Source organism: Nocardia sp. CA-136227, assembly GCF_050955695.1.
GTDB lineage: Bacteria > Actinomycetota > Actinomycetes > Mycobacteriales > Mycobacteriaceae > Nocardia.
The window spans coordinates 3,442,106-3,467,425 of record NZ_CP192081.1 but is presented as its reverse complement, the minus strand read 5'-3'; the positions used below and the strand labels follow the sequence as shown (position 1 = coordinate 3,467,425).

The window sequence follows — 25,320 nt, the reverse complement described above, 5'->3', positions numbered from 1 at the left end:
TCAACGCTTCCGTGTAGTCGCCGTAATCTTCAACCGATAGGGCGCGGGCCGAAAAGTTCCGTGTTCGTTGATCACCAAAGGTTCACCGTCAGTGGCCAATTCGAAATCCGACAGGATTCGAGCGATCAGCAATGTGGCTTGCTGGAGCGCGAACTGACGACCGATGCAGCTGCGCGGCCCGACGCCCCAGGGCTGGAAGAATCGCTCAGGATTGGCCCGGAGACGGTCGGCTTCGAAGCGATACGGATCGAAGGTGTCGGCGTCCGGACCCCATACGTCCCTGTCACGCTGCGCGGCCAAAGCCAGGACGAAAACCCTTTGTCCGGCAGGAATCAGGTAACCACCGAGATTCTGGTCGCTGCGAGCTTTCCGGAGGTAGCCGGGCACCGGTGGCCACAATCTCAGGCACTCGTTGAGGACATGCCGAACCAGCCGCATCCCGGTCACCGCCTGGTAATCGAACCCCCCTCGCGCAGTAATCTCGGCGCGCAGCTCCTCCTGCAGCTGCCGGTCGGCGGCGATACAGTGCAATACCACCTCCAGCAATGCCGCCGTGGTCTCGGACCCGGCGACCAGGAAGTTCAAGAGTTGCGCGCGCAAATTTTCCGGAGGCAACCGTTGACCGGTCTCGGGGTCGCTCGCTGTGAGCATCAGGTTGAGCAGGTCTTCATCGTCCGTCGGATGATGAAGCCGATCGGCGATGATATCGTCCGCAAATCCGTTCAGCGTTGTGATATGGCGGCGCGCACTGGGCTCACGTTGCCACCTGCGGAGGACGCCGATCCCGGGCAACTGACTGCTGACGTCCGCCGTCATTCGCAGCATGGCCGCCATGGAATCGAAAAACGCACGAGAGGCGGCGCCGCCGGTCGTATCACCGAAAAGCCCCAGATTCCGACCGAATCCGGCACGGCCGATAGCTTCTCCCGCAGCGCGTGTCATGGCCGAATGCGCGTCGACGACACCACCGCTGCCCGACCATTCCGCCACGAGATCATCCGCTATCCATTGCATCGCCTGGTGATAGCGGCGCATCGCCGTTTGCGTGAATGCCGGAGTGAAGATGCGGTGCGCTTGTCCCCATAACGGATCACTGGAATCTGCCGTGAACAGACTACGCGGCATGAATCGCCGAAGTTCGGTCACGGGACCGTACAATTCCCGTTCCCAGTGCTGCTCGTCCGAACATTGCGCGGCGAGCCGACCGCCTGCAACATAGATAAAATGCAACCCGACGACCTTGCGTTCGTAAATAGGACCGAGCGATTCGGCCAATGCCATCTCGTTGTGCAACGGGCGACGGCGGTCGATTTTGCGAATATCACCCAAAAGGGGCACACGGCCGGGCACGTGCGGGATGCCCTGCCGAATCAGCGATGTTGTCATGAGATACCAAATTCACCCGCGAGCATGTCCAACAACGATTCGTCACTCATGGCCATAATGTCCTCCGATCGGCCCCGATCTCCATTCGCCCGAGCGGCGATTCGGGTCACGTTCAATAATTTCGAATAGAATTCATCGCTGAGCGTCTTGCTGTCGACCATCTCCATGACCTCTTTTTCCAGACGCGCCAAAACGTCGGAAAAACCGGTGTCGGTGAGCTGGGCGAGGATGTGCGCGGTCACCGCGTCCGGTGTCGGATAGTCGAAGATCAGGGTTGCGGGCAACCGCAACCCGGTCACGGCATTCAACCGGTTGCGAGTCTCGACCGCGGTCAACGAGTCGAATCCCAGGTCCCGGAAGTTGCGGTCCGCATCGATGGCCGCACCACTGTCGTGTCCCAGCACGGCCGCGATCTGACCACGAACCGCGTCCAGGACCACCGCTTGTTGTTCGGCCGGTGCCAGCCCCTCCAGCCGCTGCCGCAAACCCGCCGCGCCCGGCGTGCTGCTGCGGACGGTGGCGAGCAACCCCTCCAGCAACGGAGGCAGCGTGCCCGCGCGAGCACCGGCGGCCAGCGCAGCCGTGTCCACCCTGGCGGCGACCACACCCGCACGGTGTTGGGTCAGCGCGGCGTCGAACATCGCCAATCCCTGCTCGTCCGACATCGCCAGCACCCCAACACGATTCATCCGCGCGTTGTCGGCATCGCCGAGATGTCCGGTCATTCCGGTGCCGGTCGCCCACAATCCCCAAGCGATCGACACCGCGGCCTGTCCACCGAGGCGGCGGTGTTCGGCAAGCCCGTCCAGGAACGCGTTCGCCGCCGCATAGTTGCCCTGCCCGGCGGTGCCCAACACGCCTGCGACCGAGGAGAACAACACGAACAACGCCGGATCCAGCTCGCGGGTCAACTCGTGCAGATGCCAAGCCGCGTCGGCCTTGGCCGCCAGCACCGCATCCACCCGATCCGGGGTCAACGACACCGTCAGACCGTCGTCGAGCACACCCGCGGTCTGCACCACACCGGTCAGCGGCGCGTCCTCGGGAACCGCGGCCAGCAACTCCGCCACGGCCCCCCGATCCGATACATCACACGCCGCGACCCGCACCCGCGCGCCCAACCCGGTCAACTCCGCGACCAACTCCGCCGCCCCCGGCGTCGCCGGGCCACGACGGCTGGCCAGCACCAACGACCGCACCCCGTACGCGGTCACCAGATGCCGCGCCAGCATCGACCCCAACCCGCCGGTCCCACCGGTGATCAACACCGTGCCCGCCGACACCGCCTGCACCACACCCGAATCCATCCCGGCCTCCCCCAACGGGAGCCGGACCAGTCGAGCGGTGTGCAACACCCCGGATCGGATCATGACCTGGGGTTCACCACACGCCAGCACGCCGGCAAGATCGTCGAAGGGGCGGCCCGCGGGAAGGTCGGTGTCGACGAGCACGATCCTGCCCGGATCTTCCGATTGCGCCGAACGCACCAACCCCCACAGCGCCGCACCGGCCAAATCCTCGACCTGCGTACCGTCCGTCGCGATGGCCCCGCCGGTCAGCACCACCAATGTGCTTGTGGCGAACCGTGATTCGCTCAGCCAGCCCTGTACCACGACCAGCGTGTCGGCGACCGCCCGCCGCACTCGCCCCGGCACGTCGAGATCGTCCGCGGTGCGGTCGCGCAGGTCGAACACGACAACCGGTGGTACCGATGCGGTTTCGTCCCTGGTCCAGGACCGGAAGTCCGCGACACCGGTGAACACCCGCGACACCGGCACCGAGGTCGGGGTAGTGGTCCGGGTCGGGGTCCATTGCACTGCGCACAGCCGGTCGCGTGCGGTCGCGGTGCCCAACTGTCCGGTGGACAGCGGCCGTGACGTCAATGATCCGACCGTCAGTACGGGGTGTCCGGCGCTGTCGTTGATCTGTATCGCGACCGCCCCCGTACCGGTCGGTGAGATCCGGGCCCGCACCGTGGATGCGCCGACCGCGTGCAAGGTCACCTCCGACCACGCGAACGGCAACATCACCCCGGTATCGGCACCGGAATCGGTGTCCATCGCGGCCAGTACCGCGGCATGCAACACCGCATCCAACAGGGCCGGATGCAACCCGAACTCCGACGCGTCACTCACCGAGTCCGGCAACGAGGCCTCGACGAACAACTCCTGACCATCACGCCACAGCGAGCGCAACCCCTGGAAAGTCGGACCGTAGTCGTATCCCAGATCGGCCAGCACCGAATACGTACCGTCCACCGGCACCGGCACGACACCGCGCGGCGGCCACACCGCGGGCATCTCCGGCACCGGACCGGCAATCACCGAGTTCGAGGAGAATTCGCCTCGCCGATCGAGTACCGCCTCGGCATGAGTGACCCACCCCGCCTCCGGGTCCTGCGCAGCACGGGAATACACCATCACTCTGCGCGCACCTTGTCCCTGCCCGTCGGGTCCATCGACCACGACCTGCAATTGCACCGGGGTCGCGGCGGTCAACACCAGCGGAGTCGTCACGGTCAACTCCCGCAGCACCGGACACCCGACCTCGGCACCCGCCCGCATCGCCAACTCCACAAACCCGGTGCCGGGGAACAACACCGTGCCGCCGACCGCGTGATCGGCCAGCCACGGTTGCATTGCCGACGACAACTGCCCGGTCAACACCACCCCGCCCGAATCGGCCGACGCCAGCATCGCCCCCAGCAACGGATGTCCTGCCCCCGACAGGCCCAACGACGCAGCATCGGTGACCCCCGACGGGGTCGACCAGTACCGGCGGCGCGTGAACGCATAACTCGGCAACTCCACCCGCCTGCCACGACGTGGCGCCACCGCATCCCACACCGCATCCGCACCCGCCACCGCTAAGCGGGCCATCGAGCGCGTGAACGCGAGAACACTGTCCTGGTCGCGCTGCAACGAACCGACGATCACCGGGTCATTGCCATTGTCGAATGCCGAAGCGGCACAGATCTGTTCGAGGTCGACGCCCAGCAGCGGATGTGAGCTCGCCTCGACGAACGTGCGGTAGCCGTCACGGCGCAATGCCTGCACCGCCTGCTCGAAACGCACGGGTTCCCGCAGATTCCGGTACCAGTAGTCCGCATCCAATCCGGTTGGATCCAGGACCGTGCCGGTGACGGTCGAGTAGAACGCCGCCCGCGACGAGGCCGGTTCGAGCGATGATCTGGTCCGGGTAGGTGAGCCGGTTTCGAGCACCTGCATCAGGTGAGCACGCAACTGGTCGACCTGGGGTGAGTGCGAGGCGTAATCCACTGCCACCCGCCGGGCACGAATATCACGGCGCTCACATTCGCTCAGTAAAGAATCCACCTGCTCGAGCGCACCGGACACCACCGTCGATCCCGGGCCGTTGACCGCGGCCACCGCGAGCCCGTCGAACCCTTCGATCAGCTCCTGCACCCGGTCCGGGGCCGCGAACACCGACACCATCGCGCCCCGGCCTGCCAACGCCGTCAACGCCGATGACCGGCCGATCACGATCCGGGCGGCATCCTCGAGCGACAAACCGCCCGCGACATGGGCTGCGGCGATCTCGCCTTGCGAATGACCCACCACCGCATCGGGTACGAGGCCGACCGAACGCCACAACTCGGCCAGCGACACCATGACCGCGAACAACACCGGCTGCACGATCTCGACCTGCTCGAGCCACCCCGCGTCATCGGTAGCGAGCACATCGAGCAGCGACCAATCCACCAACGGCGCGAACGCCCGATCACACTCGGCCATCTTCTGCGCGAACACGGGGAACCGGGCCGACAGTCCGCGACCCATCCCCAGCCACTGCGCACCCTGGCCCGGAAACACCAACACCGTCTTGCCGGGTCCACGGGCTGTCCCCGACACCACGCGCTCGGCGGGTAGCCCCTGGGCCACCGCGTCCAAGCCCCCCAGCAACGCCGCCCGGTCTCCGCCCACGACCACCGCGCGCTGATCGAACCGCGACCGACCCGCCAAGGTCGCCGCTACATCCACCGGATCGACGTCCGGGCGCTCGCACAGATAGTGCGACAACCGGCCCGCCTGCCCCGCCAACGCCTCCGGCGTCCGACCCGAAACCACCCACACCACTGGGCCATCCGCGCCGTCACCGGCCTCGGAGACGGGATCGGTCACCGATTCCGGTGCCTGTTCGAGAATCACGTGCGCATTGGTGCCGCTGATACCGAACGCCGACACCGCGGCACGACGCGGCCGATCGACCACCGGCCAATCACGTTGCGCGGTAAGTAGTTCCACCCGCCCGGTGTTCCAATCCACATGGGTGGACGGCGTATCCACATGCAGCGTCTCGGGCAAGATTCCGTGCCGCAGCGCCTGCACCATCTTGATCACACCGGCCACGCCCGCGGCCGCCTGCGTGTGCCCGATATTGGATTTGATCGAACCCAACCACGCCGGCCGATCCACAGGCCGATCCTGCCCATAGATGGCCAACAATGCCTGCGCCTCGATCGGATCACCCAACGTGGTACCGGTGCCATGCGCCTCGACCACATCAACTTCAGCCGCCGACAACCCGGCATTGGCCAACGCCCGCCGGATCACCCGCTGCTGCGACGGACCATTCGGAGCAGTCAACCCATTCGACGCACCATCCTGATTCACCGCCGAACCACGCACCACCGCCAACACCGCATGCCCATTGCGGCGCGCCTCGGACAACCGTTCCAGCACAAGGACACCCGATCCCTCACCGAAACCCGTCCCGTCGGCTGCTTCGGCGAACGGCTTGCACCGGCCATCCGGCGCCAGCCCCCGCTGCCGGGAAAACTCCACAAACGTTCCCGGGTTCGCCATCACCGTGACACCACCGGCCAAAGCGAGCGAACACTCCCCCGAACGCAATGCCGCCACCGCCTGATGCAACGCCACCAGACCCGACGAACACGCCGTATCCACCGATACCGCAGGCCCTTCCAACCCCAGCACATACGACACCCGGCCCGACACGATCGCGCCGGCGTTTTCGCTCTGCGGGTAGTCGTGGTACATCGCGCCGACGTACACGCCGGTGTCGCTGCCTCGCAGCGTCGCGGGCCGAATCCCGGCGTGTTCGAGTGCCTCCCAGACGGTTTCGAGCAGGATCCGCTGCTGCGGATCCATCGTGATCGCCTCCCGCGGGCTGATCCCGAAGAATTCCGCGTCGAACTCGGCTGCGTCGTAAAGGAATCCGCCCTTGTTCGCGTACGACTTACCCGCCGCACCGGGTACGGGATCGAAGATCTCGCCCCATCCACGGTCGGTCGGGAACGGCGAGATCACGTCACGACCGTCGGCCACCAACCGCCACAACTCCTCCGGAGAGGACACCCCGCCGGGGAACCGGCAACCCATCCCCACGATGGCCACCGGCTCCGACGGCGACACCGGCGACACCGATTCCGAGATCGGCGCATCGGTTGCCGGGCCCGACAACTCCTCATCGAGGAACTGGATGAGGAGCTTCGGCGTCGGATAGTCGAACACCAGGGTGGCGGGCAGTCGCAGCCCGGTCCGAGCCGACAGTTTGTTGCGCAGCTCGAGTGCTGTGAGGGAATCGAATCCCAGGTTTCGGAAGGCCGTGTCCACCTCGATGGCGGCGATCGAATCGTGCTTCAGGACCGCCATGATGTCGCGTCGAACCAGGTCGTCGAGGACCCGGCTCCGCTCGACCGCCGACGCCGCGCGGAGGCTGTCGGCCAGTCCGTGCTGACCTTCGGTAGCGGTGCCCGCCGCCCGGCCCGGCATCGCCACCAAGCGCCGGAACAGCGGTGCCAGCGTCCCCGCGCGGGCTTTGTCCCGGAGCGATGGCAGGTGCCAGCGCACCGGAAGGACATGGGCCCGATCCACGCCGAGCGCCAGGTCGAACAGCGCCAATCCCTCACCGGTGTCGAGCGGCGACACACCGCTGTCCGCCATGCGAGCGACATCCGTGTCGTCGAGCGCACCGGTCAGACCGCTGCGCTCCGCCCAGAATCCCCATCCCAGGGAGGTCGCGGGCAGCCCTTGCGCTCGACGGTGGTGCGCGAGCCCATCGAGGAAGGCATTCGCCGCCGCATAGTTGCCCTGACCGGCTCCACCGAGGACCGCGGAGACGGAGGAGAACAGCACGAAAGCCGACAGACCGCGGTCCATGGTCAACTCGTGCAGGTTCCATGCCGCGTCCACCTTGGCGGCCAGTACGGTGCGGAGCCGCTCCGGAGTGAGGGATTCGATCACTCCGTCGTCCAATACTCCGGCGGCGTGAACGACCGCCGACAGTGGCTTGTCCCGCGGAACCGCAGCCAGCAGATCACTCAATGCCTGCCGGTCGGCGATGTCGCAGGCCGCCACCGTCACCGCGACACCGTGCGCGGACAGCCCCGCCACGAACTCCGCGGCACCGTCGGCGGCCATGCCCCGGCGACTCACCAACAACAGGTTTCGCACACCGTGCGCATCGGCCAGGTGCCGCGCGACCGCGCGGCCCAAGGTTCCGGTAGCGCCGGTGATCAGTACGGTGCCGTCGGCCGGGAACGGCGCGGTCTCGCTGCCGACCGTGCGGGTCAGGCGGAGCGCATGCAAAGCACCATCGCGTACGGCCACGAGCGGCTCACCGGTGGCGAGGATCGCGGGTACGAGGTCGGTCACGGCGCCCGGTTCATCGGAGCTGTCACTGTCGACCAGGACGATCCGGTCCGGGTGCTCGGTTTGCGCGGAGCGGACCAGCCCCCACACCGCGGCTGCCGCAAGGTCTCCCGTTGCCTCCGAATCCAGGGTTACCGCACCGCGCGTCACGACAACGAGGCGTGATTCGTTCCCTTGCTCGTCGGCCAACCACTGCTGCAGATCACGCAGCACGCCCGACACGACATTCTGGACGCGCTGCGGCATGTCGCCCTCGCCCACCGGGCAGTGCATGACCGTCACGCCGTCCGAGGGCTGCGCCGCCCCGGCAGCCTGCACCTGTTCCCAGCAGAGCTCGAACAGGGCATCGGGACGCTGAACGCCGAGGGGCCGCAGCGTGAGGGAACCGACCGACATCACACCTCGACCGGTTCCGTCGGCGACCTCGAGTGCCACCGACTCGGTCCCCAGCGGAGTGATCCGCACCCGGACAGCGGTGGGAGACGCGGCAGTTGACCGCACGTCGCTCCACGAGAACGGCACCATCCCGCCGTTGCGCTGTCCCAGCGCATGCAGAGCCGCGTCGAGCAAGACAGGATGCAGCCCGAACCATCGGGCTTGATCCACCAATGGCCCGGGTAGGACGACTTCCGCGAACAGTTCCGCACCGCGCTGCCATACCGCCCGCAGACCGCGGAAGGCGGGGCCGTACTCCATACCGTGGGTGGCGAGATCGTCGTACCAGTGCGATAGGTCGAGTTCCTGCGATCCTTGCGGCGGCCACTCGGTCAGGTCGGCAACCACGCCGCCGCCCGCGGCCAGGACGAGTGTCCCGCTGGCATGCAAGAGCCAACCGGAATCTGCGTCCTGGGAGTACAGCTGTAGCGACTGACGCCCGTTCTCGTCCGGCTGCCCCCGATGAACCTGCACCTCGACAGCGCCATCGGCGGGCAGCGTCAACGGAATGTGCAGGGTGAGTTCCTCGAGCAGGCACTCCTCGCCGCAGACCATGTCGAGCAAGGCCGTTCCAGGGACTACATGCTCACCCCGAACCCGGTGATCACCCAGCCAGCCATGCGTTCGTACCGACAGTCGTCCGCGCTGGATGCTGTCGTCGCTCGACGCGAGCGCGACGGGAGCGCTCAAAAGCGGCCGCGGGACATCCAGCCAGTACCGTCGGCGCTGGAAGGGATATGTGGGCAGATCGACGAGGTGTGCGCCGGTGTCCTCGAAGAGCGGCCGCCAGTCGAGGGTGACACCCCCGGTGTACAGCGCCGCCATGGCTTGCAGGAATTGTTCGAAGTCGTTCTCGTCGCGCCGCAGGGTCCCTTGTGCGACAGCATCGTTCACGGTTTCTTGAATCGCGGGGATGAGCACCGGATGCGGGCTCACCTCGAGAAAAGTTCGCCGACCGCCGTCGGCCAGCGTGCGGATCGTCTCGGCCAGCCGGACCGGCTGCCGAAGGTTTCGATACCAGTACTCGGCATCCAATGCGGACCCGTCGAGACGACCGCCGGTGACCGTGGAGAAGAAGTCGATGTCGCCGGTACCCGGCGTGATGTCGCGACCGGCCGCGAGCACCTGCGCACGGATCGCCTCGACATGGGCGGAATGAGAGGCATAGTCCACGGGGATGATTCGAGCCCGTACGCCCAGCCGTTCGCACTCGGCCACGTAGGACTGCACGGCATCCACATCGCCCGAGACCACGACCGAAGTAGGACCGTTGATCGCCGCCACGCCGACCCGATCCCAGGCGATATCCGCGGCAGCCAGACCGATCGAAGCCATGGCACCGCGGCCGGACAGTCCATCGGCAATAGCCTTGCTACGCAACACAATCAGACGGAGCGAGTCTTCGAGCGACAACAGCCCCGCCACACATGCGGCGGCAATCTCCCCTTGGGAGTGTCCGACAACGGCGGACGGTGTGACACCCATCGACCGCCAGAGTGCCGCCAATGACACCATCACCGCGCACAGCACCGGCTGTACGACGTCGACACGCGCCAGCAGCTGTTCGTCCGCCAGGGCCTCCTCGAGAGACCAATCCACCAGCCCAGCGAATACTTGCTCGCACTCGGCCATTCGAGAGCCGAACACCGGCATGGACTTCCACAGGCCGAGCGCCATGCCCACCCATTGTGAGCCTTGCCCAGGGAAGACCCAGACAACCGAATCCGTTGTGGCAGTGGTCGATACCGGAATGAATCCGTCGGCAAGTGCGCGCAGCCCGGCAATGATCTCGGCACGGCCCGAACCTTGTACTACCGCACGATATTCCAGTGCCGATCGAAGCGCGCACGAGTAGGCGATGTCGAGGGTTGAAACGGTTGAATCCCGCTCGATCCGATCGAGCAGTCGCACGGCCTGCGCACGCACAGCAGCAGCCGACCGACCGGACACCACGATTGGCACGGGCGTGCGGGCACGACCGTCCGCACCGGCCTCCACTGCTACGGGGGCCTCTTCCAGAACGACATGTGCATTGGTTCCGCTGATGCCGAACGAGGAGATCCCGGCACGGCGAAGCCGGCCCTGCTCCGGCCAGGCGATCATCTCGGTGGCCAACCGCAGGGGACTCGCAGACCAATCGAGATGCGCTGTCGGCCGGTCGATGTGCAGGGTGGGCGGGATCGTGCGATTCCGCATCGCCATGACCATCTTGATCACGCCCGCGACACCGGAGGCCGCCTGAGTATGGCCGATATTGGACTTCACCGATCCCAGCCACAGCGGCTGATCGGCAGCGCGACCCGCACCATAGGCCTCGTCGAGGGCATGCAATTCGATCGGATCACCCAGCGGAGTGCCCGTCCCGTGCGCTTCGACCAGGTCGATATCGGTGGGTCGCAGGCCCGCGGCGGCAAGCGCCGCACGGATGACCTGCACCTGGGACGGCCCATTCGGCGCGGTGAGGCCGCTGCTCGCGCCATCCTGATTGATCGCCGATCCTCGCACCACCGCGAGGACCGGGTGTCCGAGCCGCTGTGCGTCCGAAAGCCGTTCCAGGACAAGCACACCGACGCCTTCGGCCCAACCGGTGCCATCCGCCTCGGTGGAGAACGCCTTGCATCGGCCGTCGGGTGACAGCCCGCCCTGGCGCGAGAACTCCAGGAACACATTGGGTGTCGACATCACGGTGACCCCACCGGCCAGCGCCATGCCGCACTCCCCCGACCGCAGCGCTTGCGCGGCCAGGTGCAGGCCGACCAGCGAGGACGAGCAGGCGGTATCGACCGTTACCGCGGGTCCTTTCAGTCCCAGGCAATAGGAGACTCGCCCGGATGCCACGCTGGGCAGGCTGCCGGTGAGGAGTTGCCCTTCGAAGTCGCCGGAGTCGTCGAGCAGTCGTGAACCGTAATCGTTGTGCATGACGCCGAGGTAGACACCCGTGGGGCTGCCCGCGAGCGACAGCGGATCGACACCCGCACGCTCCAGCGCCTCCCAGGACACCTCGAGCAGCAATCGCTGCTGCGGATCCGTCGCCAACGCCTCCCGCGGCGACATGCCGAAAAGGCCGGCATCGAATTCCGCCGCATCGTGGAGGAAACCGCCGCTAGCAGTGGTACTGCGCAGCAGCGCTTCGGGATCCCAGCCACGGTCGAGGGGAAAGTGCCCCACCGCATCTGCTCGGTCGGCCACCAGCTGCCACAGCTCTTCCGGCGTGGACACTCCGCCCGGATAGCGGCAGCCCATTCCGATGATGGCGATGGGCTCGGCGGCCACGGATTCCAGTTCGTCTATCCGTCGCCGCGCGCGGCGCAGCTCGGAGGTGGCGCGCTTGAGGTAGTCGAGGAGCTGTTCGTCACTCATGTCAGGGCTTCTCCAGCTCTTCGTCGATCAGGGCAAAGAGGTCTTCTGCCGTGGCGTCGGCAAGTTCTCGGTCGACGTCCGAACCCAGCGGATCGGACATGGACAAGTCGGCCAGCATTCCGCGCAGCCTGACGGCGATCGCAGTGCGCACCTGATCGTCGTCGACCGATCGCAGTGCGGCCTCCAGGCGGTCCAGCTGCGTGACAATCGTTGGCGGGCTGGGTGTTTCGCGGTCCGCGATCCGTTCCAGAAGATGCGCGACCAGGGCGGACAGCGTCGGGAAGTCGAAGATCACGGTGACGGTCAGCGCGAGACCAGTCGCCGCGTTGATGCGGTTGCGCAGCTCGAGCGCGGTGAGCGAGTCCAGGCCCAACTCCAGGAAGCCTCGGTCCTCGGGGACGGCGTCGGGCTCTCGATGTCCGAGCACCTCCGCGATCTCGGTGCGCACCAGTTGCCGGACGGCCGTCTCGCGTTCGTACGCCGGGAGCGCGCCCAGGCGCTCCCGGAACGTCTGTGAACTGTCGTTGGAAAGGTGCTCCGGGCGGCGAACTCGTCTGGGAAGCAGGCTGTGCAGCAGGGCTGGCGCTTCTCCGGTTCCCAGGCCGGCCGGGTCGAGACGCATCGGCAGCACGTGGGGCGATTCGGCGACGATTCCGGCGTCGAACAGGGCCAAACCGTCCTCGGTCCGCAGTGCTCGCAGTCCCCACCGGGAAATCCGTCGCAGCTCGGTGTCGCCCAGCCGCCCGGTTATTCCACTCTGCTGCTCCCACAGACCCCAACCCAGTGAGACCGCGGGCAGGCCGAGGTATCGGCGGTGGTGAGCCAACGCATCCAAGAAGGCGTTCGCCGCGGCGTATGCGGCCTGTCCGGCAGTGCCCATCGTTGCCGCAACCGACGAAAACAGCACGAATGCCGAAAGATTCGCGTCACGGGTCAGCTCGTGCAGGGTCCACGCGGCGGCCATCTTGGTAGCCAGCACTGCCCGCAATCGTGCCGGTGTCAGTGCAGAGAACACCATGTCGTCGACCACGCCGGCAGCATGGATCACCGCACCCAGCGGGTGGTCGGCCGGAAGGTTCGACACCACCTTTTCCAGTGCGGAGCGGTCGGTGACGTCGCAGGCGACGACATCGACGGCGGCACCGGCTGCGGTGAGTTCCGCGGTCAGGGCAGCCACACCGGCAGCGTCCGGGCCTCGCCTGCTGAGCAGCAGGAGATGGCGTGCCCGGTGGCGGTTCACCAGGTGCCGGGCGATTTCGGCACCGAGGCCGCCGGTTCCCCCGGTGATCATCACGGTGCCGTCGCGATCGAACACGTCCGCCTCGGGTGCGACAGCAGGTGTTCGGGACAGACCAGGAGTGAACAGCTTCCCATCACGAACTGCGATCTGGTCTCGGCCGGTCGCGAGCACGGCAGCCAGGAGTGCGTTCGTGTCCGCCGTTTCGTCTATGTCCACCAACATGATTCGTCCGGGATTCTCGGTCTGCGCCGAGCGAACCAGCCCCCAGACCGTCGCACCCGCGAGGTCTATGTCGTGATCCTGCGCTACCGCGACCGCGTGCCGGGTAAGCACAACCACGCGGTCGTCGCCTGCTGTCGCCAGCAACTCCTGGACCTGTCCCAGCACGGACTCGGCTACCTCGTGCACCACCTCGACGCCTGCCGGACGAGCCGACTCCGCCACGGAAACGAGCACCGCAGGACTCGCTTCGGCTGGTATCGCCGGGTCTATCTCCGACCAGTCGACATGAAACATCATCGATTCGAGCGGGGCCGCCGCCAGCGGTCGAAGAGTCAACGAATCGACGGACATCCACTCAACGCCGTGGTCATCGGCAAGATTCAATGCCACGGTGTCATCGCCGAGGGCGGTGATTCGGACTCGCAATCGACGGACGGTCGTAGTCGCAGCGTGCACGCCGCTGAAGGAGAACGGCAGGACGGGACCTCTCGCTACGGCCAACGCGTGAAGTGCCGCATCCACCAAGGCCGAGCGTGCTCCCGAGCTGCCGGTCCATTCGCGCAGCTCTACCTCAACGAACAGCTCTGCTCCGCGACGCCAAGCGGCACGCACATTGCGGAATCCGGGCCCGTACTCCAATCCGACCGCGGCAAGTTCGTCGTACCACGTTGCGACATCAAGGGTTTCGGCCTCGGCCGGCGGCCACTGCGCGAGATCGGTGACGGCGACCTGCGGCTGCGCTGCGGTCAAGAGCCCGGTGGCATGCAATTGCCACTCGCCGTCGGTGCGGGCATACAGCCGCAGCGGGCGCCGCCCGAACTCGTCGGGATCTCCTACCGCAACCTGGATTTCGGTTTCGTGGCCGTTCGGTACGACGACGGGGCTCAGCACGGTCAGCTCATCCACGACCTCGGCTCCGACCGCAACGCCCGCCTGGAGCGCCATCTCCAGCAACGCGGTTCCGGGCACGATCACCCGGTGCTGCACTCGATGGTCGGACAGCCACGGATGTGTCCGTATCGACAATCGCCCCGTGAGAATGACACCCAGCCCCTCGGCCGGTTCCACCACAGTGGTCAACAGTGGGTGCTCGGCACTGGCATCGAGCCAGTACCGCTCACGCTCGAACGGATAGGTCGGCAGGTCCACTCGGCGAGCACCGGTGCCGGCGAATACCGTGGACCAATCCACCTCCACACCGCTGACGTGCATTCGACCCAACGCGGAAACCAGCGCTTCGATCTCAGACTGCCCGCGCCGCATGGTCGGTACGAGCAGAGCATCGGCGGATTCAGGGAGACATTCCTCGATCATCGGAGTGAGCACCGAATCGGGACCGACCTCGACGAACCGCGTGACGCCCGCACCGGCCAGAAAGGCGGCTGTGTCGGCCCAGCGCACGGTGTCACGCACATGGCGCACCCAGTACTCGGGCTGCTGCGGCGCTGCGGCCGCCAGCGCGATCACGGGCTCAGCGAACTCGAAGTTCGCCACGATCGAACGGAACTGCGGCAGCATCGGCTCTATCAACGGAGAGTGAAAAGCATGCGAGACGCGTAGCTGCCGAGTTCGGTTTCCCCGAGCCGCGACTTGGGCGGCCACCGCATGCACATGCTCCGCGGCGCCCGCGACGACCACCGATGATGGGCTGTTGACGGCAGCGAGCGATATCAGGTCCTGATATCCGGCCAGGAGCGGCACTACCTCTTCTTCCGTGCCATGGATGGCAACCATGGCACCACCGGCAGGCAACGCCTGCATCAGCCGACCGCGCGCTGCCACCAGAGTGCAGGCGTCCGGCAGCGACAGCACACCTGCCACGTGGGCCGCGGCAATCTCACCGATCGAGTGTCCGGCCACGAAGTCCGGCCGCACACCCATGGACTCGAGCAGCCGGAACATGGCCACCTCGAACGCGAACAGGGCCGGTTGCGTCCACTCGGTCTCATCGAGCAGGCCGGCCTCCGTGGCCATGACCTCGCGAAGCGACCGGTCGAGATGCTGATCGAACTCCGCGCACACCTGATTCAGCACGCTGTCGAACACCGGGAACCGTGCCGCCAGGTCCTCGCCCATGCCCACCCGCTGCGAGCCCTGACCGGTGAAGACGAACGCAGTCTTACCCCGATCCCGCACACCTTGCACGACAGTCGTCGTGGCCGCGCCCGCGACGACCGAAATCAGTCCTTGACGTAGTTCGTCGGTATTCGCCGCGATGACGGCCGCACGATGCTCGAGATGTGACCGGGTGGTCGCAGCGGAGAACGCGACATTCACCAGCGCCGACCGGTCGTCGAGAGTCGACAGTATCCGCTCCGCCTGCCTGCGCAATGCCTTCGGAGTCCGGCCGGAGAGCAGCAGGGGAACCGGGATCGATTCTCGTGGCGCCTCTTCCGGCTGCGGGGCAGTGGTTGGTTCTTCGAGGATCACGTGCGCATTGGTGCCGCTGATACCGAATGACGAAACTCCCGCCCGCCGGGGCCGGTCGGCGAAAGGCCAGTCGCGTTCCGCGGTGAGCAGCCGGACGGCACCGGAGGACCAATCCACGTGGGGTGACGGCTCGGTCACGTGCAATGTCTTCGGTAGCCGACCGTGCGACATCGCCATGATCATTTTGATCACGCCACCGACACCCGCAGCGGCCTGGGCGTGCCCGATGTTGGATTTGAGCGAGCCCAGCCACAGCGGTTCGCCGGCCGGGCGATCCTGTCCGTAGGTCGCCAAAATCGCCTGCGCTTCAACGGGATCGCCCAACGGCGTCCCGGTCCCGTGGGCTTCGACAGCGTCGACATCGGAGGGGGACAGTCCCGCACTGTTGAGGGCCTGCCGGATCACCTGTTCCTGGGAGGGGCCGTGTGGTGCGGTGAGTCCGTTGCTGGATCCGTCTTGATTGACCGCGCTTCCACGCAGGACCGCGAGGACGCGGTGACCGTTGCGTCGCGCATCGGACATCCGCTCCAACACAAGCAGACCCACGCCCTCCGCCCAGCCGGTACCGTCGGCAGCCGCCGAGAACGCCTTGCACCGCCCATCAACGGAAAGCGCCCGCTGCCGGGAGAACTCCACGAAGGTGGTGGGCGCGGCCATCACGGTCGCCCCACCCGCCAGGGCGAGGGTGCATTCACCGGCCCGCAGCGCCTGTGCGGCCAAATGCAGTGCCACCAGCGACGACGAGCACGCGGTGTCCACCGATACGGCCGGCCCTTTCAGACCCAGGCAATAGGCCACCCGTCCGGACGCGACGCTCGGAGCGCTGCCGATGAACAGGTATCCCTCCAGGGCACCAGGATGCTCGAGCGCTCGCGTCGCGTAATCGCTGTACATGACGCCGGTGAACACACCGGTGTCGCTACCGCGTATCGAGGTCGGCGGAATTCCCGCGTATTCCAGTGCCTCCCAGGCCACTTCGAGTAGCAGGCGCTGCTGGGGGTCGGTCGCCAGGGCTTCCCTCGGCGACATCCCGAAGAAGTCGGCGTCGAAGTCCGCGGCGTTGTCGAGGAATCCTCCAGATCGCGTGGAGCTGCGCTCCGACGCGTCGGGATCGGGGTCGTACAGACCATCGACATCCCAGCCACGGTCACGGGGGAATTCCGTCACCGCGTCGACACCCTCGGCGACGAGCCGCCACAAATCCTCCGGCGACGCGACGCCTCCCGGATAACGGCAGCTCATGCCGACAATCACAATCGGATCTTCGTCGTGGCGGGTCACTGTCGCGTCCGCCGTCGGAGCCGGTGCGGCACCGAATAGTTGGCCGGTCAGGAAGGTGGCGAGTTCCTCGGGTGTCGGATGGTCGAACACGAGGGTGGGCGGCAGCCGCAGCCCGGTGGCCACGGCGAGCGCATTGCGGAGTTCCACTGCTGTCAACGAGTCGAATCCCAGGTCGCGGAACGCGCGATCCGGATCGATCCCGATCTCGTCGTCATAACCCAGCACCGTGGCGACTTGGGCCTGAACGAGACGCCGCATCTCAGCGGTCCGGTCCCGTTCGGCCACACCGTGCCACCGATCTCGAACCGTGCCCGTCGCCGGAGTCGGTGCGGACGAATGACGTTGGCGCACGGAATAATTGAGTCGCGCGGCCGAGATACGTGCCGGCAGAACGTGTGCGCGCCCGAGCCCCAAGGCCATGTCGAACAGCCGCACGCCTGCTTCCGCCGAGATCGGCCGCAGACCGCGCGCCGCCAGCCTGCGGTGGTCGGTCTCCGTCAGCGCGGCCGTCATGCCCGCGACGTCCTCCCACGGACCCCACCCCAGCGAGACCGCCGCCAGCCCCTGCCCGCGCCGATGCCGAGCAAGCCCGTCGAGTACCGCGTTCGCGGCGGCATAACCGGCCTGACCGGCGGTACCCAAGCTGGCCGCCACCGAGGAGAACAGCACGAAGGCTGACAGGTCCAGGTCTTTGGTCAGTTCATGGAGGTGCCAGGCGGAATCCACCTTCGCTGCCAGTACCGGCTCCGCGGAGTCCATGGTCAGCGCGGTGAACACGGCGTCGTCGAGCACACCCGCGGCATGCACGACAGCCCGCAACGGTGCCTGCGGCGGGACTTCTGCCAGTACCGACGCCACCGCATCTCGGTCAGCCAGGTCCGCTGCCAACACGCTGACCGATGCGCCCGAGCCGCGAAGCTCCGTGACCAGTTCGCTCGTACCGGGGGCATGACCACCACGTCGGCTCACCAGCAACACACTGCGTACACCGTGCACGGTCACCAGATGCCGGGCGAGCACTGCGCCCAGCGCACCGGTGCCTCCGGTGATCAGTACCGTCCCTTCCGGACCGAACACCTCGGCATCCGAATGCGATTCCGGGGCGGGGGCGAGTCGCAGCGCGGATATGCGACTCGCCCGGATCACGACCTCGGACTCACCGGTGGCAAGCACAGTGGACAGCAGGTCTTCGACCCCGTCCGGATCATCGGTGTCCACGAGGACGATCCGGCCCGGATTCTCGGTCTGGGCGGAGCGCAGCATTCCCGATACCGCCGCGCCTGCCAGGTCATGGCCGTCGAGGGCCTGGTTGGTGACCACCACGATCGGTGCGTCCCCCGGTGCGGCCAGATGGGATTGCACCGTGTCCAGCACCGAGCGGACGAGTCGTCGAACCGTCGCGGGGGCGTCACCCGCAGTACCGCCGAAGGCGTTGAGTACCACCGCGTTTCCGGCACTGTCCATCGATCGGACGGCGGGCAACTGCACCCGGTCGAGGACGAACAGCGAGTCCCCAGCGAGTCCTGAGGCAGGCTGCGCTCGCAAGGTGACATGGGCCGAGAACACCCGTCGGCCACCCTCGGCTTCGCTGACCGTCACCGCGAAGCGGTCCGGGGCGATCGCGACGATGCGCGCTTGCAGGTGCCTACTCGTCGTCGGATAGATCTGCACCTGCGTCCAGGCAAACGGGATTTTCGGCTGTCCCTGACCGTCCCCCAACGCCTCCGGTCCCACTGCATGGAGCACGGCATCAAGAATCGCGGGATGTACCAGGAAACCGGACCGAGTGGATAAGCCCTCCGGCAGCGCTACCGCGGCAACAACTTCCGCACCGTGCTGCCACGCCGCACGCAGCCCTTGGAAGGTCGGCCCGTACTCCAGGCCGACCTGCGCGAGTTCGTCATACCGATGCGTGAGATCCACCGGCACGGCGTCGACGGACGGCAGCACCGCCGGGTGGGTGACCTCCTCGGTGGCCGAGCCGAGCAGACCGGTGACATGCAGTTGCCACGGTTCATCCGCTACCCGCGCGTGCAGGGCGAATGATCGTTCTCCCACCTCGGTGGGGGCACCCACCAACGCCTGCAGTTCCACCACGGTCGTTTCGGGAACTGCCAGCGGTTGCCGCAGCGTCAGCTCGGCCACCACCGGACAGCCGACGCGATCGGCGACCCACGCGGCCATCTCTGCCAGTGCCGTGCCGGGCAGCACCGGCCGGTCCCACACCCGGTGGTCGAGCATCCAGGAATCGCGCCGCGCCGACAGTCTCCCGCGGAAAAGGACGCCCCCACTGTCAGCTACCGCGATGACGTCTTCGAGGAACGGGTGCTCGAGCCGGTCCGAGCCCGTACGGCCGGAGGCGACCAGCCAGTGGCGGCGGTGCTGGAACGGATACGTCGGCAGCTCGATGGGGCCGGCGTCGGTGCCTGCGAAGACTTTCCCCCAGTCCGGACCGCTACCGGTCAGGTGGAGGCGGCCCATGGCGGTGAGCAGGGCAGCGTCCTCGGGGCGGTCCTGCCGCATTGTCGCCGTGACGAGCCATTCTTCGTCCGGCAACCGGCTGCTCTCGATCATTTTGGTGAGCGTCGCATCCGGTCCCAGCTCCACGAAGCCGGTGACGCCGCGCTCGGCCAGGGTCCGAATCGCGTCGTGGAACCGCACCGACTCGCAAGCGTTCCGAACCCAGTATTCCGGCGTGCCGAGCCGATCATCATCGAGAGCACGGCCGGTGAGGGTGGAGATGACCGGGATTCGCCCCGCGCTCGACCGAAGGCCGTGCAGCGCGGTAGCCAGCTCGTGGGCGATCGGCTCCATCAACGTGGAATGCGAGGCATAGTTCACGCGCAACCACGCCGTGTTGCGACCTTGCGCAGCGAAGTGATCGACGATCTTGGCCACCGCGGGCTCGGATCCCGAAATCACCACGGAGCGTGGACCATTGACTGCCGCGAGCGAAGCTCCGGCGGTCAGCAGCGGCAGCACCTCGTGCTCGGCGGCCGCTACGGCCGCCATCCGTCCGCCCGGGGGCAGCCCCTGCATCACTCGGCCGCGAGCCGCGACCAGTGCGCACGCATCGCGCAGGGACAGTACATCGGCCACGTGGGCGGCGGCGATTTCACCGCTCGAATGGCCTACCACGAAATCCGGTCGCAATCCCCACGACTCCACGAGCCGAAACAGGGCGACTTGGAGGGCGAACACCGCAGGTTGGGTCCACTGGGTGTCGTCGAGCAGCTCGGCCTCGGGCGACCCTGGCGCGGCGAACATGATCTCGCGCAGCGGACGACCCAGGTGGTGCCGAAGTTCGTCGCATACCTCGTTCAAGGCCGTGCCGAACACCGAAAACCGTTCGCACAATTCCCGTCCCATGCCGGGGCGCTGGCCACCCTGTCCGGTGAACACGAACGCCGTCCGGCCCTTGGACCGCTGCCCGCGGACCACATCGCGCGCCCACGTGTCGCCTGCCACCGCGTCCAGGCTGTGCAGCAGGCCTTCGCGATTCGACACTGTCACCAGTGCCCCGTGCTGGAACACCGAGCGCCCGGTGAGCGAGGTATAGGACACGTCGGCCGGTCGCAGTTCGGGATGAGACTCCAGGTGTTTCCGGAGTCGGGAAGCCTGATCACGCAGGGCCTGCGGGGTTCGGCCGGAGATCGCGACAGGGACGACGGGCAATGCCTCCGCGGTATCGCGCTCGTCGAGGGCGGGTGCTTCTTCCACGATGACGTGTGCGTTGGTACCGCTGATGCCGAATGCGGAGATGCCCGCGCGACGCGGCACGTCATTCGACGGCCACTCCTGTGCTGTGGCGAGAAGTCTTACGCCGCCGGAAGACCAATCCACGTGTGGTGAGGGCGCGTTCGCATGCAGGGTCCGGGGCAGGATGCCGTGCCTCAGTGCCATCACCATCTTGATGACACCGGCGACGCCCGCGGCCGCCTGCGTGTGTCCGATATTGGACTTCAGCGAACCCAGCCACAGTGGGTTCGTCGCGTGACGGTCCTGGCCGTATGTCGCGAGGACGGCATCGGCCTCGATCGGGTCACCGAGCCGGGTGCCGGTGCCGTGTGCCTCCACCACATCCACATCGCCGGCCGTCAGGTCGGCATTCGCCAAGGCATCACGAATTACTCGCTGCTGGGACAATCCGTTCGGTGCAGTCAGGCCGTTGCTTGCCCCGTCCTGGTTTGTTGCGGTACCCCGCACTACCGCCAGCACCGGGTGGCCGTGTTGTCGTGCCGCGGACAACCGCTCCAGCACCAGGACGCCGACGCCCTCGGCCCATCCGGTGCCGTCCGCCGCGGCGGAGAATGCTTTGCACCTGCCGTCGGCCGAAAGCCCGCCCGCCCTGGCGAACTCGACGAACATGCCCGGCGTGGCCATGAGGGAAACTCCGCCGGCCAGGGCCAGCGAAGACTCCCCCGATCGCAGGGCCTGCACGGCGAGATGCAGTGCGACCAACGACGACGAGCATGCGGTATCCACGGTTATCGCAGGGCCTTCGAGGCCGAGCACGTAGGCCAGGCGTCCGGATATGACACTGGACGCGCTCCCGGTAAGCGCGTGTCCCCCAAGGCTTTCCGGCACGTCCGCAAGGCGCGGGAGATAGTCCTGTGCCATCGCGCCGACGAACACCGCGGTGCGAGTTCCACGCAGTGCAACCGGATCGATGCCTGCCCGTTCCACTGCCTCCCACGCTGTTTCCAGCACCAGTCGCTGCTGGGGATCCGTGGCCAGCGCTTCTCGAGCGCTCATGCCGAAGAACTCGGCGTCGAAATCGCCTTGGCCGGTGAGGAAGCCGCCGAACTGTGGTACCGAGTCGGCTACCTCCCAGCCCCGATCCTCCGGAAACCCGGTGATCGCATCGGTACCGTCGACCACCAACCGCCACAGCTCATCCGGTTCGGACACTCCGCCCGGTAGTCGGCACGCCATGCCCACGATGACGATGGGATCGGAATCGGAGACCCGTACGGCGGTGCGCCGGCCTCCGACGGACCCATCGCGCAAGTGCTGCGCCACAGCGGTGATGGTGGGATAGCTGAACGGCAGACTTGTCGGCAAGGGCAGGCCGGTCGAGCGTTTGAGCCGTCTCACCAATTCGACAGCACGTGCCGAGTCGAATCCGAGGTCGCGGAAGGTCCGGTCGGGATCCACCAGTGTGGCATCGCCGTGCCCGAGCACGACCGCCGCCTGTGCGCGCACCAACTCCAGCAGCGCACTGCCCGCATCCCCGCGCTGCACGTCGCCCAGCTCGAGCAGATCGACTGGCGCATCAAAGTTTTGGTCAACCTGGTCCTCATCGAACCAGTACCGCTGTCGTTGGAACGGGTAGGTAGGCAAGTCGAGCACACGGGCGCCGGCACCACCGAAGACAGCCCGCCAGTCCACGGTTACCCCGTGGGCGAAGAGCTCGCCCAGCGCCAGCAGGAACCGCCGGAACTCGTCCTCCTCCCGACGCAACGTCCCCTGTACGACCGCCTCGGGCACCGTCTCCTGCACCGGCATCGTCAATACCGGATGCGGACTGACCTCCACGAAAACCCGATGGCCTGCAGCAGCCAATTCCCGGACCGCATCCTCGAGACGGACCGGCTCCCGCAGATTCCGATACCAATACTCGGCATCCATCGAAGACGGGTCCAGCCGACCGCCGGTCACCGCAGAGTAGAAGGCGATGTCACTCGGATGCGTCACGACCTCGCGCCCCGCCGCCAGCACAGCCTCTCGAATCATCTCCACCTGAGGCGAATGAGATGCGTAGTCGACCGGGATCACCCGCGCGCGAATCCCGCGGGCCGCACACTCTGCGACATAGCCGTGCACATCGGCAACCGCACCCGACACCACGACACTGTCGGGACCGTTGAGTGCCGCGACGGTGACACCCGCATAGCCGACCTCACCGGCGGCCACGGCGATCGATGCCATCGCGCCATGACCCGACAGTCGATCGGCAATCGCGCGACTGCGAAATACGCTCAGCCGCAACGCATCCGGAAGCTCCAGCAGGCCCGCTGCGCATGCCGCCGCGATCTCACCTTGCGAATGACCAACCACCGCAGCCGGAACCACACCCACCGAGCGCCACAACTGCGCCAACGACACCATCACCGCGCACAACGCCGGCTGCAGGACATCCACACGCTGCAATGCCTGCTCATCGCCGAGCACCTCACGCAACGACCAATCGACCAAACCCCCCAGCAGACGCGCACACTCGTCCATCCGCGCCCCGAAAACGGGCGACGACTCCCACAACCCCCGAGCCATCCCCACCCATTGCGAACCCTGCCCGGGGAACACCCACACCACACCGGAATCGGAAACGATCTCGCCCTCGACCACATTGGCCGCGCCACCGCCGGCAGCCAACGCACGCAGACCGGCACGCAACTCACCACGATCCGACGCCACCACCACCGCACGGTGCGCGAAGTGCGTGCGCCGCAGGGCGGTCGAAGCGCCGATGTCCACCGGCGCAGCAGCGGGCTCGGCGGTGACGAAGTCCAGCAGTCGTGCGGCCTGCGCACGCAATGCCTCTGCAGTTCGCCCCGACACCGGCACCGCCACCGCGGTAGTAGGTTCTTCTCTTTCGGCGGAGCGGCCCGGATCGGGCGGAGCGCCCAGCACGAGGTGACAGTTCGTGCCGCCGACGCCGAAGGACGAGACACCCGCCAGCGCCCGGCCCGCAGCAGGCCACGCACGCAAATTGTCGTTGAGGCGCAGCCGCCCGGCCGCAAAGGGAATGTTCGGGTTGGGCTCGCGGTAGTGCAGGCTCGGCGGAAGCGATCCGTGCCGGATCGCGAGCGCGGCCTTGACCAGCCCGGCGATACCGGCCGCGCTTTCGAGATGACCGATATTCGTCTTGACGGATCCGACCATCAGCGGGTTCGCGTCGTCACGACCGGGCGCGAACACCGAAGCCAGTGCCCCCGCCTCGATCGGATCCCCCACAACCGTCCCGGTCCCGTGCAATTCGACATAGTGCACGTCCGCCGGATCGACACCAGCGTCGGCGTACGCACGACGGAGCAATTCCGTCTGCGCCTCGATAGTCGGTGTGGTCAGGCTGTCGCCGCCGCCCTCGTGATTCACGGCCCCACCGAGAATCACGCAGTAGACGGGGTCGCCGTCGGCAATGGCGTCGGCGAGCCGCTTGAGCACGACCATGGCACCGCCCTCGCCTCGGACGAAACCATTGGCGCGCGAGTCGAAGACATGGCACCGGCCATCCGGCGAAAGCACCCCGGCACGAGCCAGCGCAAGGCCACCGTCGACCGCGAGATTCAGGTGCACACCGCCCGCCAGCGCCAGATCGGACCGACCAGAGCACAAGCTCTCGACAGCCGACCGCACCGCGACCAGCGACGACGATTGTGCTGTATCCACCGTGACACTGGGACCGCGTAGACCCAACGCATGTGACACCCGATTGGCGATCAAGCTGCGGCTCAAACCGGCCAGCGTGTGCTCGGAAACCGCCTCGGGACCGCCGTCGTGCACAAGTGCCGCATAGTCATCGCCGGCAGCGCCGATGTAGACGGCGACCCCTTCAGCACTCAGTCGGTCCTCGACTATGCCGGCGTCTTCAATTGCCTCCCAACTCAATTCGAGGGCCAGACGCTGACGGGGATCAGCCGCTGCGGCCTCCGGACGCGACATCGCGAAGAACTCAGCGTCGAAACGGTCCACGTCGGGAAGGAAGCCTCCGCGGCGCAGCACAGCCGCCTCGGGAATCTCGTCGAGGCGCCACCGCCCGGCGGGCACCTCGGAGGTCGCATCCACTCCGTCCCGCAGCACCTGCCAAAAGCTACGGGGGTCAGCAGCACCGGGGAACCGGCAGGAAAGACCCACGATCGCGATCGGCTGGTGCATAAATGTGTCCCCTATCCAAGTCGAGCGAAGCTGGGCTGCGATAACCCACAAACGGTCATGACGGCGTCGGTCGCCGCTACGATCCGGCACCTTGCTTGTTAACCCAAAATTTGCTGCCGCACGGTCAACAGACGACTCTCATACCTGATTTCCCACCCCCGAAGCTCCGGCCGAATCGGCGAGCACAACCCGAAAGTCAGCGCGGGTGTCCTCGCCGGGCGACGGTCAATCCCCCGAAGTCGTGTTGCAACACCCGGCCGGACCACCTGAACCCACCCGAACAGCTTCCTCAAGATAGAACGCGTTCCACAATCGCGCAAGCAGCTACTGTCGCGAATCTTCCAGCTGTACACAACTTTCGGAAGCGACGAAACGCTAGACAGTGGAACTTGTTATCGATACAGTTCGGCGTTAAGTATCGGGACGGGGATCAAAGGGGTTGTCGGGGCGGGG

Annotated in this window: 2 protein-coding genes and 1 pseudogene; all 3 read right to left on the bottom strand. The window is 66.7% G+C overall.

Annotated elements, in window-relative coordinates; translation table 11 throughout:
• Positions 1 to 1,386: a cytochrome P450 gene (locus ACQP06_RS15950; RefSeq protein ID WP_433672906.1), complete on the bottom strand. Its 1,386-nt coding sequence runs from the start codon at positions 1,384 to 1,386 to the stop codon at positions 1 to 3.
• Positions 1,383 to 11,804 (bottom strand): annotated as a pseudogene (locus tag ACQP06_RS15945) (SDR family NAD(P)-dependent oxidoreductase); the annotation flags it as partial. The pseudogene ACQP06_RS15945 and the gene ACQP06_RS15950, both read right to left, overlap by 4 nt.
• Positions 11,805 to 11,817: 13 nt before the next feature.
• Entirely contained in the window at positions 11,818 to 24,867 is a 13,050-nt protein-coding gene (locus ACQP06_RS15940; protein WP_433672905.1) for an SDR family NAD(P)-dependent oxidoreductase, read from the bottom strand.
• Positions 24,868 to 25,320: the final 453 nt, after the last annotated feature.